This window comes from Flavobacterium sp. Root420 (assembly GCF_001427905.1).
Taxonomy (GTDB): domain Bacteria; phylum Bacteroidota; class Bacteroidia; order Flavobacteriales; family Flavobacteriaceae; genus Flavobacterium.
On record NZ_LMEF01000034.1, the window covers coordinates 78088 to 94459 of the forward strand.

13 protein-coding genes are annotated in these 16372 nt (G+C 35.0%); 6 read left to right on the forward strand and 7 right to left on the reverse strand.

All coding sequences use genetic code 11. The annotated features are described in order from the left end of the window. Positions 1–56: 56 nt before the first annotated feature. The 5 genes from ASC72_RS23075 to ASC72_RS23095 all read right to left on the reverse strand — a co-directional run bounded on the left by ASC72_RS23075 (position 57) and on the right by ASC72_RS23095 (position 8189). Positions 57–4259, reverse strand: coding sequence for a type IX secretion system membrane protein PorP/SprF (locus ASC72_RS23075; RefSeq protein WP_056196620.1), 4203 nt, complete (start codon positions 4257–4259; stop codon positions 57–59). Position 4260: 1 nt separating this feature from the next. Continuing rightward, complete coding sequence (sprC, locus tag ASC72_RS23080) at positions 4261–5730, reverse strand: gliding motility protein SprC (protein WP_056196623.1); 1470 nt, start codon at positions 5728–5730, stop codon at positions 4261–4263. Next, the gene (locus tag ASC72_RS23085) at positions 5727–6149 is read right to left on the reverse strand and encodes a hypothetical protein (RefSeq protein ID WP_056196626.1); all 423 of its coding nucleotides are present in this window, start codon (positions 6147–6149) and stop codon (positions 5727–5729) included. The genes sprC and ASC72_RS23085 overlap by 4 nt, the downstream gene beginning before the upstream one ends. A 102-nt stretch (positions 6150–6251) precedes the next feature. Beyond that, the gene (locus ASC72_RS23090) at positions 6252–7544 is read right to left on the reverse strand and encodes a hypothetical protein (protein WP_056196627.1); all 1293 of its coding nucleotides are present in this window, start codon (positions 7542–7544) and stop codon (positions 6252–6254) included. Positions 7545–7736: 192 nt separating this feature from the next. After that, positions 7737–8189, reverse strand: a complete 453-nt coding sequence (locus ASC72_RS23095; RefSeq protein WP_056196629.1) for a hypothetical protein — start codon at positions 8187–8189, stop codon at positions 7737–7739. Between the two features lie 435 nt (positions 8190–8624). Between ASC72_RS23095 and ASC72_RS23100 the strand changes: the two genes are divergently transcribed. The 4 genes from ASC72_RS23100 to recA all read left to right on the forward strand — a co-directional run bounded on the left by ASC72_RS23100 (position 8625) and on the right by recA (position 11940). After that, positions 8625–9773, forward strand: coding sequence for a DNA polymerase III subunit delta' (locus ASC72_RS23100; RefSeq protein ID WP_056196632.1), 1149 nt, complete (start codon positions 8625–8627; stop codon positions 9771–9773). A 6-nt stretch (positions 9774–9779) separates the two neighbouring features. Then, positions 9780–10163, forward strand: coding sequence for a hypothetical protein (locus ASC72_RS23105; RefSeq protein WP_056196635.1), 384 nt, complete (start codon positions 9780–9782; stop codon positions 10161–10163). 94 nt (positions 10164–10257) lie between these two features. Further along, positions 10258–10767, forward strand: coding sequence for an acyl-CoA thioesterase (locus ASC72_RS23110; protein ID WP_056196638.1), 510 nt, complete (start codon positions 10258–10260; stop codon positions 10765–10767). Between the two features lie 165 nt (positions 10768–10932). Further along, positions 10933–11940, forward strand: coding sequence for a recombinase RecA (gene recA, locus ASC72_RS23115; protein WP_089069626.1), 1008 nt, complete (start codon positions 10933–10935; stop codon positions 11938–11940). 554 nt (positions 11941–12494) lie between these two features. Here recA and ASC72_RS23120 read toward each other — a convergent pair. Continuing rightward, positions 12495–13250 (reverse strand): 1-acyl-sn-glycerol-3-phosphate acyltransferase, encoded by a 756-nt coding sequence (locus tag ASC72_RS23120; RefSeq protein WP_056196646.1) that lies wholly within the window; start codon positions 13248–13250, stop codon positions 12495–12497. 287 nt (positions 13251–13537) lie between these two features. Here ASC72_RS23120 and ASC72_RS23125 point away from each other — a divergent pair, with 287 nt between their 5' ends. Both ASC72_RS23125 and trpS read left to right on the forward strand, forming a co-directional pair. Continuing rightward, positions 13538–13915 carry a GxxExxY protein gene (locus ASC72_RS23125; protein WP_056196649.1) on the forward strand — a complete coding sequence of 126 codons (378 nt, stop codon included), beginning with the start codon at positions 13538–13540 and terminating at the stop codon, positions 13913–13915. A gap of 198 nt (positions 13916–14113) precedes the next feature. After that, complete coding sequence (gene trpS / locus ASC72_RS23130; RefSeq protein ID WP_056196651.1) at positions 14114–15088, forward strand: tryptophan--tRNA ligase; 975 nt, start codon at positions 14114–14116, stop codon at positions 15086–15088. Positions 15089–15165: 77 nt separating this feature from the next. Here the strand turns inward: trpS and dprA are convergent, their stop codons facing one another. Then, positions 15166–16266 carry a DNA-processing protein DprA gene (dprA, locus tag ASC72_RS23135; protein WP_056196654.1) on the reverse strand — a complete coding sequence of 367 codons (1101 nt, stop codon included), beginning with the start codon at positions 16264–16266 and terminating at the stop codon, positions 15166–15168. Positions 16267–16372 lie beyond the last annotated feature (106 nt).

Below are 16372 nucleotides of genomic sequence, written 5' to 3' on the forward strand. Positions count from 1 at the left end.
CTATAACATTTATTATTATTACGTCCTCCCAAAAAAGAGGACCGACTTTAACTCTATTAATTCTCCACTTTTACAATAGCCATTTTCCCGTTGTATGGCTTGTTACCTTTTGCTTCTAATGCCTTAGTTGCTTCTGGTAAACCATCAAATTTCTCGTAATAGATATAATATTTACTTGTAGCTATGTTGTAGAAGAAATTAATGTCTGAGCGCCCTGAAGCTACTGCTTTAGTCAGGAATTCATCTCTTTTTTCAACACTGCTGTGAACTGCGATAATCATATAATAACCACTTTCAGAATTCTTGATATTCTTGATAATCTGCATATTTGACTGATCTTCACCAAAATCAAAATCACTTGCTGCTAATGGTGTACTACTAACTTTTGTAGTTTCCTTAATACGTTTAAGCGCTGCAAGATCCTGATTGTATCTTCCCTGATCATTTTCGTAAGCTGCACGTTTAATTCTACGTCTTTTCTCAATTTCAGTTTCAGCCTTAATTCGCTCTAAATTCGCTAATAAAGCAGCACTGTCTTGTTCCATTTTTAATTGAGCCGCTTTTAACTCATTTATTTTTTCAAGATAGGCTTTGTTTAAAGCGTCGTTTTTATTTGGAACTTTTCTAAGTCTCTCGTTGTATAAGTTTGTAAGCTTATTAAGCTCTTCTTTTGATGTTCTGTTTGCATCCGCAAGCTGCACTTTAAAAGCTTCTAATTGACTGTTTTCTGCAGCAACACTTTTAAATGGCTTAGGCTCTCTATAGATTCCTTTTTCACTTAAATCATTCTCTTCTCTTAAGTCATCAAGGTCTTTTTGCTTATTGGCAACCGTTGAAGTAAACTGAGCAAACAACTCTTTTTGCGTTTTAATAGCTGTTTCAATAGCTTTGGATAGAGCCTCAATCTCTTTTGCCGAATCATCCTTTGGAGTTGCTGCCAATTTTGCCGCAGCATCAGCATCGGCCTTAGCTTTAGCATCTGCCGCCAATTTTGCTTTTAACTCAGCTTCTTCAGCAAGTCTTGCCTGTAAGGCTTCTGCATCGGCTTTCGCTTTGGCATCGGCATCTAATTTTGCCTGACGGGCTTCTTCATCGGCTTTGATTTTGGCATCGGCTGCTAGTTTAGCCTGCAATGCTTCTGCATCTGCTTTCGCTTTGGCATCGGCTGCTAATTTTGCTTTTAAAGCTTCCGCATCTGCTTTCGCTTGGGCATCTGCTGCAAGTTTAGCTTTTAGAGCGTCGGCGTCGGCTTTCACTTTAGCATCCGCGTCAAGTTTTGCTTGTAAAGCTTCCGCATCGGCTTTCGCTTTAGCATCGGCAGCTAATTTTGCTTTTAAAGCTTCTGCATCGGCTTTTGCTTTGGCATCGGCAGCTAGTTTAGCTTTTAAAGCATCGGCGTCGGCTTTTGTTTTAGCATCTGCAGCAAGTTTAGCTTGTAAAGCTTCTGCATCGGCCTTCGCTTTAGCATCGGCAGCAAGTTTAGCCAATCGGGCTTCTTCAGCTAATTGTAATTGTTTTGCTTCGGCTTCAGCTTTCAATTTGGCAGTTATTTCAGCATCTGCTTTTACTTTAGCATCAGCAGCTAATTTTGCCTGCAATGCTTCCATATCGGCTTTGGCTTTGGCATCAGCAACTAATTTTGCTTGTTGTGCTTCTGCATCCGCTTTTGCTTTGGCATCAGCAGCTAATTTTGCTTGTTGTGCTTCTGCATCAGCTTTTGCTTTGGCATCGGCAGCTAATTTTGCTTGTTGTGCTTCTGCATCAGCTTTGGCTTTGGCATCAGCAGCTAATTTTGCTTGTTGTGCTTCTGCATCTGCTTTTGCTTTGGCATCGGCAGCTAATTTTGCTTGTTTTGCTTCTGCATCTGCTTTTGCTTTTGCATCAGCAGCTAATTTTGACACACGCGCTTCTTCAGCTAATTGTATTTGTTTTGCTTCTGCTTCTGCTTTTAATTTAGCAGTCGCTTCAGCATCTGCTTTCACTCTTGCATCTGCAATTAATTTTGCTTGCAACGCTTCCATATCTGCTTTTGCTTTGGCATCAGCAGCTAGTTTTGCTTGTTGTGCTTCCGCATCAGCTTTTGCTTTGGCATCAGCAGCAAGTTTTGCTTGTAATGCTTCTGCATCAGCTTTTGCTTTGGCGTCAGCAACAAGTTTTGCTTGTAATGCTTCTGCGTCAGCTTTTGCTTTGGCATCAGCAGCTAATTTTGCCTGTAATACATCTGCATCTGCTTTCGCTTTCGCATCGGCAGCTAATTTTATTTTCAATGCTTCTGCATCGGCTTTTGCTTTTGCTTCAGCAGCGATTAACGCTTGTCTTGCTTCTGCATCCGCTTTCGTTTTCGCATCGGCAGCTAATTTTTCTTTTAGAGCAGCATCCTCAGCAGCTTTTGCTTTTGCAGCAGCGGCTAGTTTTGCTTTGTTTGCAGCATCAATATTTGCTTTGGTTTTTGAGTCAGCAGCAGCTTTGGCTTTAGTTTCAGCAGCTAATTTCGCCTGATATGCATCTGAGTCAGCTTTTGCTTTTGCATCGGCAGCTAATATTGATTGTAAATCTGCAGCTTCAGCTTTTGCTTTTGCATCGGCTTTTCTTTTCGCTTCAGCAGCATCTGCTTTTGCTTTTGCATCGGCAGCTAACTTAACTTGTAATGCTTCAGCATCTGCTTTTGATTTGTCAGCAGTTAATTTTGCTTTTGCAGCAGCTTCGGCATCAGCCTTCGCTTTTTCAGCAGTTAATTGTGCCGCTGTTTTTTGAAGCGCAGCTGGTGTGCTTGCGGTTTTCACTTTAGCAGCATTTTCAGCATCGACTTTAGCTTTCGCATCAGCAGCTAATTTTATTTTTAATGCTTCAGCATCTGCTCTTGATTTGTCTGCAGCTAATTGTGCCGCTGTTTTTTGCGGTGCAGGTTTAGCCGTAGCAACTGTTTTTCTGGCAGCAGCTTCAGCATCAGCTCTTGATTTATCAGCGGCTAATTGTGCAGCTGTTTTTTGTGGCGCCGGTTTAGCTGCAATAGCCGTTTTTCTCGCAGTAGCTTCAGCATCGGCTTTTGCTTTTGCATCGGCAGCTAATTTTAATCTTTGTGCTTGTGCTGCATCGGCTTTAGCTTTATTATCAGCTAACAATTTTACCCTTGCAGATTCAGCGTCTGCTTTTGCTTTTTCTGCAGCAGCTAACCTCACTTGTTGTGCTTCTGCATCTGCCTTAGCTTTAGCCTCAGCAGCTAATTTTGCTTTTTCAGCACCATCTACTCTCGTAACTGGTGCGGTCGTTGCCTTTTTAGCCATTACTGGTTTTGACTTAGCCGGATCTATAAGAGAACCTTCGTCATCATCTCCGTAATAGTAATTTTTGTTTTTGAATTTATAAGCAATTACAAACTCGTGTGAACCACCCAAATTCGAGAAATTACCCATTCCTCTTTCGTAGTTATATTCAATAGCAATACTTGGCGAAATATTTACACCTAGACCTGCTGATACACCATATAAAGTATTATATCCTGCTTGTGCCCAGACTCCTTGTGGAATGGCGATCATAGCAAGTCCTGAAAGAACTGTTTTATCTTGTTTGATTTCCGTTTTTACAATTCCGGAAAATTTACTTCTGTCAAAAAAACCATAACTATCAAGATATCCTGTATACATTGCGTGAAGTTCAATCGCTCTTTCCGGATCTTCTTTTATCATTCCGCCACCGAAATTGTACAGAATAAGATTGTTTACCGATAATCCGAAATCAAGGAAAGCAGTACCGTAGTTAATACCAGGATTTACAGTAAGCATTGTATTTGAAGGATAATCTCCATTTAAAATATTTGGATCGTCAGATATAATTTTTCCTTTGTCTAAACCACTTTGATAAGCACCTACATTTAAACCAAAAGTTAAATTACTGTCTTGTTCCAAAACGATATTATGGGCAAAATTGACTACTCCGCCAAAAACGGTCATTAGACCATAATTTTGTTGAAACAATCCTATAGCAAAAGCTTCATTCTCTCTGAAACGGCCTGAATAATTAAATAAATAAGTATTTGGTGCATTATCAAATTGCGTCCATTGTCTCTTATTATAAAAACTTATATATGGATTTGATTCACGAACAAAACTAAATGTTGGGTTGATTAAATATCTATTAAACTTTAACGAATTTCTGATAGGTAACGAAAACGAAACAACTCCATTCTCAGTAGTTTCCTGGGAATAGAGTAAATTTGAAAAACCGTAAAATAAAGTTATGAATAGTAGGATTTTCTTCATATTATTTTATCACAGTTATTGATCCTTTTTTTTCACCTGTGTCTGATTGAATGACGTAGTAATAAACCGGATTGACATTTTTAAAATCTTTAATAAACGAATTGACCTGGGGGTCATAATTGCTTCCAACATCATCAAACATAATCTCTCCGTTTGAACTCATAATTATAACTTTTGTACTTGCAGTTTTGTATGCATCTGGAATATTCCAATACGGATAACTGCCGCTTAAGCTTACTATATTTGGAATTACCGTTGCCGGAGGGGCTGGTCCGGTTACTTTAAAAGGAAATTCTTTTGTAGCAATACAGCCTAAAGCCTGTGAAATTTTAACCTTATAACTACCTACTGCGGCTACCAGATAAGTATTAGTTGTTGCGCCTGCAATAAGATTGTCATTTAAAAACCATTCATAAGACGGACTTGTAGCATCAGTAGTAACGCTAACATTTATAGTTTCTCCTTCCGCAAGTGCAACTGTATCTGCAACATCGATACTGGCGTTAAATCCATTAGAACTTAGATTTATACTTCCTGTAGCTTTACAACCGCCAAAATCAACATCTACGGTATAAGTTCCTGACTCATTTGTAGTATATGTACGAGTAGTAACTCCACTAATCTCTTTCCCATCTTTAAACCATTTATATGAATTTCCAGCAGTAGCCGTTAAAACTGTTCCTGTTCCGTTTGAACAAAATGGATTTCCAAGACTAGAATTAATGGTTACGCCTGATCCTGAACTTGAAGAAGTAACAGTAACTCTATTTGAACTATAATTCACACTAGAACATTCACCGTAATCAAGTTCTGCAAAATAAACACCTGCCGAATTAACTACTAAAGAAGATAAATTTTGTCCTGAGATTAGAACATTGTCTTTATACCATTTATATTTAATATTCGGATAATTTGCAGGTGATGACTCCTTTACTTCAGGAGTAAGATTATCAACTGTTAAGGTAAAACTCCCTCCAGAACATAAAGTAGCAGTGTCTTTATTTTTATTAATTAAAAACGAAGATACATAGTCTTTATAATAGGCTGAAAAAGAATATATACCAGAGAAATTTTGTGCTCTTGGACTATTAATTCCGTTACTACTCACTATTCTTAAACTATAAGTATTGGAACCATTTAATGTTTTGGGGATTGCAAATTTAATTGTTTGCTCAGTACTTGATAACGGAATAACATCAAGTGTTGTAGTGGCTGTTGGATTATTAAAACTACCAAATTCATCAGACAATTGAACTGAAAAAGTAACATTTGAAGCAAAATTTAAATACGAAAAAGTCGCTAGATATTCATTGTATTTAGCGCCATCAACAATATCTCCAGCACAAATATCCTTAAAAGGTAATTGTTGAGGAGATATTGATGATTGCGCATATAAATTTACTTCTGAAAGAAAAAGAAGTGCTAAAATTATAATACAATTAAAAAAAGTTAAAGTAGTTTTTCGAATCATATAGTACGTGTTCTGGCAAGATCTATATTTTCAAAAAACAAAATATCAATAAATGTTTCAGAAAAGTCATATTTATAGTTCTCAATAATATCCTTTGCAAGGACAGAATAAGAACCAGATAATAATGAATTTTCCTGACATTTTGTAGAGGTCTGACTATTCGTTTCAGCTGCCATAGAAAGGCTATCCTTGGGGATGGATAGCCCTGCTATTAACTGATTAGAATTATCATCTAATTTGCTGATACGTTTATCAGCTATATCATTCTTTTGGTTTAAGGTTGTCGACGAAGTTTTTCCGCATTTTTCAGTACAAGAAACAGTTATGTTTCCTTTAGTACTTTGTGCATGTAAACTTAACGCAATAGGAGAAACCAAAAATATTGTATAAATAAAATACTTTTTTATAGTTGGGGCCATTATGTTTTGATCTTTATTTAGTCCGGTATAAGACGATACATAAATTGTGTCTGGGGACTTTATTAATAAAATTTACGCTGTAAAATAAAAATCGAAATCAATCTATTTATTGCCGCTTGACGCTGTGATTTTTCCTAATTGTAATCTGAAATCTGGCTTTTTAGGATTGAAAATATCAATGAATGTTTCTTTGTTATCACTTTGTGAATAAACATTGAAAAACACACTGTTTCCGTACCAGCTTTCTAAATCTTCATTGTTGGTATTGTACTCTGTAAAGATGTTTCCGTTACATAGGTTAAAGTACATTTCTTCAATTTTGATTTTCTTAAGGTTAGCATCATTAATCTCTGTTTTACTGTCTAATAAAACAGCAGGATTAAATCCAGAGATTACACTTCTTTTCATTTCTAGTGAAGCAGTTTCAGCAACATAAATTGCCTCTTTTACTAAACCAGCCTGAATATCAGCTTTGATGTTCTCACTGTCGTTAAGCATTGTAATATTTGTGGCTACAACTAAAGTTTGTTTTTTAGTAAAATCAGTTTCATTTTTCTTTTCGAATGATTTTACTTCCATGCAACGAGATCCGTCTTTATTACTAGATAAATAAGAAGATCTTACTGCTAATGAGTTATATAAACGACATTGTACACCTTGAGTAAATTTGTAATCGTCGTTAATTGATTTATAAGAAACTAATTTAGTAGCGTTTAAGTCACCACCAAAGAAAGCAAATGAGTCACCACCTGAGTAGCTTACCATAACGTTTTCTAATATAGTTTTGTTTCCAACTGCTGCAAGAGTTAATCCGTTGAAAGTATCAGCTCCTTTAACCTTTTTTCCAGCAAATTCGATTCTTACATATCTTAAAACTCCTGAGTTTCCAGCAGCATTGTCACCACCGTAAGTAGTTAGCGTTGGATCAAGATCTAAGTTATAAGAACCTACATTTCCAAATTTATTTATTGGAGCATCACCAAGTATTACAACTCCACCCCAGTCTCCAGCTTTTTTCTGGCTGCGGTTTGAAGTAAATACGATTGGGTCAGTTTCTAAACCGTCTGCAACAAGTTGTGCACCTTTTGTAACTACCAATGTTCCTTTTGTTTCGAAATCACCAATAATTAATGTTCCAGGCTCGATTGTTAAAACTGCATTGTTTGTAACATAAACATTTCCTTGTAAAACATAAATATTCCTCTTAAGCAACTTAGTATTAACAGAAATGTTTCCTGCTAAAATTTGATTTGCTTCTCCATACTCTACTTTGCTAGGCTTAAATTCGGTCCAGTTATTCAACCAATTAGTGTAGCCCATAATTCCTTTCTCTTGTTGAGCATTCATACTCGTAACCGTCAAAAGAACGCAGATAATTTGAGTAATTTTTTTCATGATAAGGGGGTATTAGGGTTAATAATAATAAATTTGGGTATGCGTAAATGAAAAAACTCATCTCGGGTTTTCTGATAATTTCAGAACACATCAAGAACGAGTTCTTTTTTATATCTCTTTCAAAATGACGTTATGAAGTCTTGTTCATCTACGTAAACATTCTAAAAAAGGTTTTAAAAAATATTCTGTTTATTACATTTCGTTCAAATCGTTGAACTCATGTAGTGATTTCAATGTGCTTTCGTAGAATAAAATTGCAGCGATTAAGTTACCCTTATCAGAATAAGGCATCATTTTACGCTGAAAATCTACAGTAGTATCCAGAAAAGTTGTAGTACCAACCGCCTGAGCGTCTAATACTTTTTTGTGTTCAGAATCGTCCGGAATACCTAAGTCTGCCATTGTAACACCTGGTTTAGTAACCAATGCAATGTAAGGAAGGGTTTTCACTAAAACTTTAATACGCTCAATGTATAATTCCAAAAGTTCTCCCTTTTGCATACCACTCAATTCTTTTTGATCATGGTATTTACGGATTAGAGCTGTTGTACTAATAATACTTCTTGGAGCATTTTTCGCCTGTGCTGAAATAGCACCAGTTGTCATGAAAAAAAGTGCGCTTAATAAAATAATTTTCCCTTTCATAGATTCTTATTTATAATTGGTTGTTATGAAAACAAAAATATATAAATTAACTTAAATTGCAACTTTATTGATTTCTTTTTTCAAAAAAAAATCTTAAAAAAATCTTAAAAGCGAGTCCTATGTCGAGAAAATATGCGTTTTAACGGGATTTTTGTTAAAATTGTTAAAACAAATCCTGTAAGATATTACACAATAAAAAAGAGCATTTCTACAAAATAATAGCCAAAAAAAAACAACGATTATCGCTTTTTCAAAAAAACTATTAACAAAATCTTCTTAATATCTCTCCCGAATAATCCCTTTATTAATAAAAGCTGACATCAAAAACGAAAAAAATTAAGTTAAAAACCTTCTTAAAAAACAAAAACAAAAAGTACTCTTATAAACTTTTTCACGAAAATTTTTGACTACATCATTTTCTTATATCTTTGCTTCATGCAATTTTCACAAATTTTAGGTCAGGATTACATCAAAAGTCACTTGATAAAAAGTGCTGCTTCAGGACGAATTCCGCATGCACAATTATTCATTGGGCCAGAAGGGAGTGGTACTTTATCTACCGCCATTGCTTATGCGCAATATATTTTATGCAACAATACCGGGAACGAAAATGAAAACGGAAATGATTCCTGCAATCTAAAGTTTCAAAACCTTTCGCATCCCGACCTGCACTTTATCTATCCGACAGTTACTACCGAGGATGTAAAAACAAAACCAAAGAGTTTAGATTTCATTCAGGACTGGCGTACTTTTATTCAGGAAATGCCTTACGGAGGTTTATTTGACTGGTATAAATTACTTGGCGTTCAAAACAAACAAGGAGAAATTCGTGTCGAAGATGCTCAGGAAGTTTTAAAATCACTATCATTAAAATCATATGAAGGTGGTTATAAAATTATGATTATCTGGATGGCCGATAAAATGAATATTGCCGCCTCAAATAAATTATTAAAACTTCTTGAAGAACCTTCAGATAAAACTATTTTTATTCTGATTTCTGAAAATGAAGAAGACATTATACAAACCATACGATCACGTTGTCAGGTCATTCACTTTAATGGTTTACCTGAAAAAGTAATTGCCGAAGCATTGGTTTCAAAAGAAAACATTGATTCCAACTTAGCCAAAAAGATCGCACATCAGGCCCAGGGAAATTTCAATAAAGCACTTTCTCTATTAAAAGAAGATGATGCTGAATTTCCTTTTGAACAATGGTTTGTCAATTGGGTTCGTGCCGCTTTTAGGGCAAAAGGAAATGCCGCCGCCATTCAGGATTTAATTTCCTGGAGTGAAGAAATTGCCGGACTCGGTCGTGAAAGCCAGAAAAAATTCATTCAGTTTTGTATCGAAATGTTCCGACAAGCACTTTTACTTAATTATGAAGCACCCGGTTTAGTTTACATTGAACCAAAGGTTGATAAATTTAAACTGGAAAATTTTGCACCTTTCGTAAACGGTAATAACATTCACGAAATTTTCAAAGAACTTTCGGATGCGATGTACCACATTGAAAGAAACGGAAATGCAAAAATAATTTTAACTGATTTATCTATAAAACTGACTCGTTTAATTCATAAAAAATAGTTTTCAATGAATAATGTTGCCTCCATTTTACTGTTAGCTTTTTTAGCCTTAACTTTTTTACAATCAGGCTATGAGAAAATTTTTTACTGGAAAGATAATGTCGAATGGCTAAAAGGACATTTCGCCAAAACACCATTAAAAAATCAGGTACCTCTCGCCTTATTTCATCTTTTAATTTTAGAATTAATTTCTGGAGTTTTATGCGTCGTTGGTGCCATACAATTATTAACAAACAGCGGTCGTGAATTTGGTTTTTATGGCGCTATTTTTTCTTGTATTTCTTTGTTAATGATGCTTTTCGGACAACGATTGGCAAAAGATTACGATGGAGCAAGAACCATTGTTATCTATTTTATTCCAGCTGTCATGGCTGTTTATTGGTTGAATTAAAAAACACGCCACTGATTTCACAAGTTTTTACAGATTTTTTCTAATCATTTTAATTTGTGCAATCTGTGGCAAGAAATAAATTTATATTAAAAAAATGAATCCAAAACATCCTTCAGAATCTCTTACTATACTAACCGATTTAGTTTTACCGAGCGAAACAAATCCTTTAAATAACCTTTTTGGTGGCGAATTATTAGCCCGTATGGATCGCGCCGCCAGTATTGCGGCCCGCAGGCATTCACGCCGAATTGTAGTTACAGCTTCTGTAAATCACGTGGCTTTTAACAGAGCAATTCCTCTTGGAGCAGTAGTGACAATAGAAGCAAAGGTTTCAAGATCATTTAAAAGTTCTATGGAAGTTTTCATTGATGTTTGGGTAGAAGACCGTGAATCCGGAAGCAGAACCAAAGCTAACGAAGCCATTTATACTTTTGTTGCAGTGGATGATAGCGGAAGACCTGTTGAAGTGCCCGCAATTATACCGGAAACGGAATTAGAAATACAGCGTTTTGATGCTGCATTACGTCGTAAACAACTAAGTTTACTACTTGCCGGAAAAATAAAACCAGCTGAAGCCACAGAATTAAAGGCTTTGTTTTTATAGTACAATTTTGATACAATTTGGGACAATCAAACTTCAAAAAAAGAAGTATTTTTACAAAATTACAAGCCTGATACAAATCTAAATCAGTAAGTTATTTAATTTCTGGTTTGTTTTGATAATGAAAGAATTATAAAAATATAGATGAAAGAAAAAGAAAAAAAAGAGATGAGTTCAGAAAAAGAAGCCAAATTAAAAGCGCTACAACTTACGCTTGACAAACTAGACAAGACTTACGGAAAAGGAACCGTGATGAAAATGGGCGATAAAGCCATAGTAGAAGTTGAAACTATATCTTCAGGTTCTCTTGGTGTTGATTTAGCGCTTGGAGTAAACGGTTATCCTAAAGGAAGAATTATCGAAATATACGGACCAGAATCTTCTGGTAAAACCACATTAACCTTACATGCAATTGCTGAAGCTCAAAAAGCGGGAGGAATAGCCGCTTTTATAGATGCTGAACATGCTTTTGATAGAAATTATGCCGAAAAATTAGGCGTTGATATCGAAAACCTGATCATCTCTCAGCCAGACAACGGAGAGCAAGCTCTTGAAATTGCTGAAAACTTAATTCGTTCTGGAGCAATTGATATCGTGGTCATTGACTCGGTTGCTGCATTGACTCCAAAAAGTGAAATTGAAGGTGAAATGGGAGATTCTAAAATGGGTCTTCACGCACGTTTGATGTCTCAGGCTTTGAGAAAGTTAACGGGAACAATTAGCAAAACAAATTGTACTGTTTTCTTCATCAACCAGTTGAGAGAGAAAATTGGTGTTATGTTTGGGAATCCTGAAACTACAACGGGTGGTAATGCCTTGAAATTTTATGCTTCTGTACGTTTAGATATTCGTCGTTCTTCTCAAATTAAAGATGGAGAAAACGTAATTGGAAACAGAACTAAAGTAAAAGTGGTAAAAAACAAAGTGGCTCCGCCTTTTAAAACTGCCGAATTCGACATTATGTATGGAGAAGGAGTTTCTAAAACTGGAGAAATTCTTGATTTAGCGGTTGAATTTGAGATCGTTAAAAAAGCAGGATCCTGGTTTAGTTATGGCGACACCAAATTAGGACAAGGTCGTGATGCGGTTAAAGCTTTAATCAAAGATAATCCGGAATTAGCGGATGAATTAGAAGCTAAAATTAAAGCACATATTAAAGAATTAGCAAACGCTTAAACTTACATAAGTCTATTAAAAACAAGACCTTTACACCTACCCGACGAGATTTAAATCTCGTCGGGTTTTTTATTTTAAAAATAAAATTAAAAATGACGCAACCTTTTTAAAACAATTCCATCTTATAAAGAGACATACGATTTGGTGCCGCCATAAGCGTCCATTTCAAATGGTTTTTAGAATAAATTTGGTTCATTTGTTTTTAATAAAAATCCGTTGGTTTATTTGGTGCTAACGGGTTTTTATTGTTTTTAAAGAAAATAATTTTCGTTTCAACGCAACCTTTTTCATTTTTAGCTCTCTATAGTATTGTGACGTTAACTTGAGTTTTAGTCAAACTCTTTATTATCAACCTTAAGATTTTTACCATGAAAGAAAAACTAGAAGTGTTGTTGAATAAAAACCGTAAAAAAACCAGATTAAAATTTAAAAAAGTATTACGCTTTATTTCAGAAAAAATTATCCATAGATAAGTTTTTGAATATAAAATGGGGGGTTTTAATTCAAAAGGAAAGCCGACTAATTAATGTAATTAGTCGGCTTTTATATTTAAACTATGCTATGTTTTTTGGTTTGCGAAACTCAAGTAAACTATTATAAATCAATAGTCTGACTTTGTCCCGAAGTTCCTTTCGGTTTTCTCCGGTTAATCCCTGGGTTTCTATAAAAGGCAATACTTTTGCACGCATTTTTCCAGGACTACCGCTTAAAAATGTATAGGAGAAACGTTCTTTATTATCAGCAAAAACAATTGGAACAATAGGAATTTGATGTTCAATCGCCAGGCGGAAAGCACCGTCTTTAAACTCGTCCAGCAAAACACTTTCGTCGTCCGGAACACCGCCTTCCGGGAAAATACAAATACTAAGCCCCTGGTTAAGTCTACTTTGTGCTCTCTTGAAAACTTCATTTTTACTTCGTGACGAATTTCTGTCTACCAAAATACAAGTTCTTTTATAGAAAAATCCAAATAAAGGAATCTTAACTAATTCTTTTTTACCCACAAAAACAAAAGGATTTCTAACAATCGCCAGCGTTAGCATAATATCTGTCATCGATGTATGATTGGCTACTATCATATAGCTTTTTCCTTTTTCCAGTTTCTGCTCGCGTTTAACTATATAATAAAAACCCATTCCGAAAAGGATAAATTTAGCCCAAATGCGGGCCATTTTAAAGAAATAGGGGTATCCGCTTTCTGTTATAATAGAAATAAGCAAAAACGGCAGCATAATCAATATCGGAATGGCCATTACGATGTAAAACCAAATGCGCCAAAAAACCCAAAAAATAATCTTAATTCCTTTCATAGTTTCAAATGTAAGAAAATGATAGAGAATATTAATATAAGAATTACTTCTCTTAGTAAATAGAATGTTTTTTTACCACAGAGGACACGAAGATTTTCGCAGAGAAAAGAAATAAGTTTGAAAATTGATTGCAAGCAATAAGATCACAGAGATTTTTACTTTGAGAAAGCTCTTCATTAATCTTCAATTTATTAACGACACTTCGTCACTTTCCAAAACTTTGTGCATCAGCAGCAAAAAAACATTATTTTTATACGAAAATACGCATTAAAATAAACAATTGCCATATGACAGAAAATGAAATATCAACCATTATAATTGGATTAGCCATTGAAGTTCATCGAGCTTTAGGACCGGGTTTGTTAGAAAATGCTTATCAAGAATGTTTATTCTACAAAATCAGGCAACGTGGACTTCTTGTCGAAAAAGAAAAATCGATGCCCTTAATTTTTGAAGAAGTAAAATTAGATTGTGGCTATCGTGTTGATTTATTGGTGGAAAGCAAATTTATAATCGAAATAAAAAGTGTAGAATCATTAACATTACAACACTTAGCCCAAACTTTAACTTATCTGAGACTTGGAAATTACAAGCTTGGATTACTTATAAATTTCAACGAAATACTTTTAAAAAATGGAGTAAGAAGAGTGATTAATGATAACTAAAAAAGCACGATTCCTCAGTGATCTGAGCTAAGTTTGCTTTTAGATAACAGTGAAGACTTCTAATCTATGCGAAAATCTTCGTGTCCTCTGTGGTAAAAAAATCATTAACATAGAACAATAACATTCTAAAACTTTACAAAAAACTTATGCTCTTTGAGGTAAAAAAACGAACTTTGCGATTAGAAATAAAAAACTAGAATGGCAAAAATACTAACTGGTGTTCAGAGTACTGGAACGCCACACTTGGGAAATTTATTAGGAGCAATTATTCCTGCAATCGAATTATCGAATAATCCGGCAAATGAATCTTATTTGTTTATTGCTGATTTACATTCGATTACGCAAATTAAAGACGGTAAAACATTAAGAGAAAACACCTATAGCACTGCAGCAGCCTGGCTTGCATGCGGTTTAAATCCAGATAAAGTTACTTTTTACAGACAATCTGATGTAACTCAAACCGCCGAATTAACCTGGTATTTAAGCTGTTTTTTTCCGTTTCAAAGATTGACTTTAGCACATTCTTTCAAAGATAAATCAGACCGTTTAGATGATGTTAACGCGGGACTTTTTACGTATCCAATGTTAATGGCCGCCGATATTTTATTATATGATGCCGAATTTGTGCCGGTTGGAAAAGACCAGTTACAACACTTAGAAATTACGCGTGATGTCGCTTCTCGTTTCAATCACCAAATGGGAGAAACTTTTGTAATTCCTGAAGCTAAAATTCAGGAAGACAGCATGTTAATTCCGGGAACAAATGGCGGAAAAATGAGTAAATCGGCCAATAATATTATCAATATTTTCCTGGATGATAAAACTCTTCGTAAGCAAGTAATGAGTATTGAGACCGACAGTACACCACTTGAAGAACCAAAAAATCCGGATACCTGTAACGCTTTTGCGATCTATTCTTTATTAGCAAATGAAGAACAAATTGCCCAAATGAGAGCTAATTATTTAGGCGGAAATTACGGTTACGGTCATGCCAAACAAGCTTTGTTTGAATTAATTACCGAAAATTTTAAAACCGAAAGAGAAAAATACAATTACTACATCAACAACCTTGAAGAAGTAGATGCCCTTTTGAAAAAAGGTGCCGAAAAAGCTTCAGTTGTTGCTGATGGTGTTTTGGCCAAAGTTCGCGAAGTTCTTGGATTTGGAAAGTAATTTTTTTACCACAAATTACACAAATTTTCACTAATTAATTAGTTGGAATTTGTGTAATTACTTCCCCTTATTTTAAATTAAATTGCCTCAAACAACTTCCCAGGCAAAGGCCGAATAACTCCTTTAAGCTCCATATTTAAAAGTATTCCTGAGATTTTATAAATCGGGAAATCGCATTGAAGCGCAATAACGTCCAGCAATTCTTTTCCGTTTTTTAAGAGAAAATCATAAATTTTCTGCTCGTCCATTTCCAGGCTTACGAAAAGCTGTTTCTGAATTGATTTCGCTTTCATTTCAACATCCCAATTCAATACATAAACCAAATCAGCAGCACTTGTCAGAACGTTTGCTTTTTGTGTTTTAATCAAATCATTACAGCCCTGACTATATTTGTCTGTAACGCGCCCGGGAACGGCAAAAACATCACGATTATAATCGTTGGCTAAATTCGCCGTGATCAGCGAACCTCCTTTATCTGCAGATTCAATTACAATGGTCGCCTCGGTCATTCCGGCCACAATTCTGTTTCGACGTACAAACTTTTCCTTATCCGGGTTTGATGAACTCCAAAACTCGGTTATAAATCCGCCATTTTCTTCCATTCTGGCGATATATTTTTTATGCGTTTTCGGATAAATCTGATTCAGTCCATGCGCTAAAACTCCAATTGTCTGCAAATTATTATCCATTGCCAATTGATGTGCAACAATATCAACTCCGTAAGCAAAACCACTAACAATTACCGGATCAAGTGGCGTCAAATCTTCAATAAACTTTTTGCAGAATTCCATTCCATATGAAGTAATCTGGCGTGTTCCAACTATACTGATTAATTTCTTGTTTTTTAAATTAATATTACCCGAAGTAAAAATCAAAACCGGCGAATCGATACAATGTTTGAGACGATCCGGATAACTTTCATCCTGAAAAAAAGAAACATTTATAGCATTTGATTTAATAAATTCTAATTCCTTATTGGCTTTTTCAAATACAGTTTTATCTTTTAAATTCCGCAATAAAACTGAACCAATACCATCTATACCAGCAATTTGATGACTTTTCACTTTAAAAATGGCTTCGGGATTTCCAAAATGGGTTAATAGTTTTTTGGCCATAATATCACCAATGCCATCTACTTTTAATAAGGCTAATAAATAAAATAATTCTTGATCTGACATGGCTTCGAAAACAGTTTATTGAGAGGATAAAAAATATCTTTTAAAACAAATCTTTATGAAATTAAAAGAACGCAAATATATAAATTAGAAGTAAATTCTTATAAAA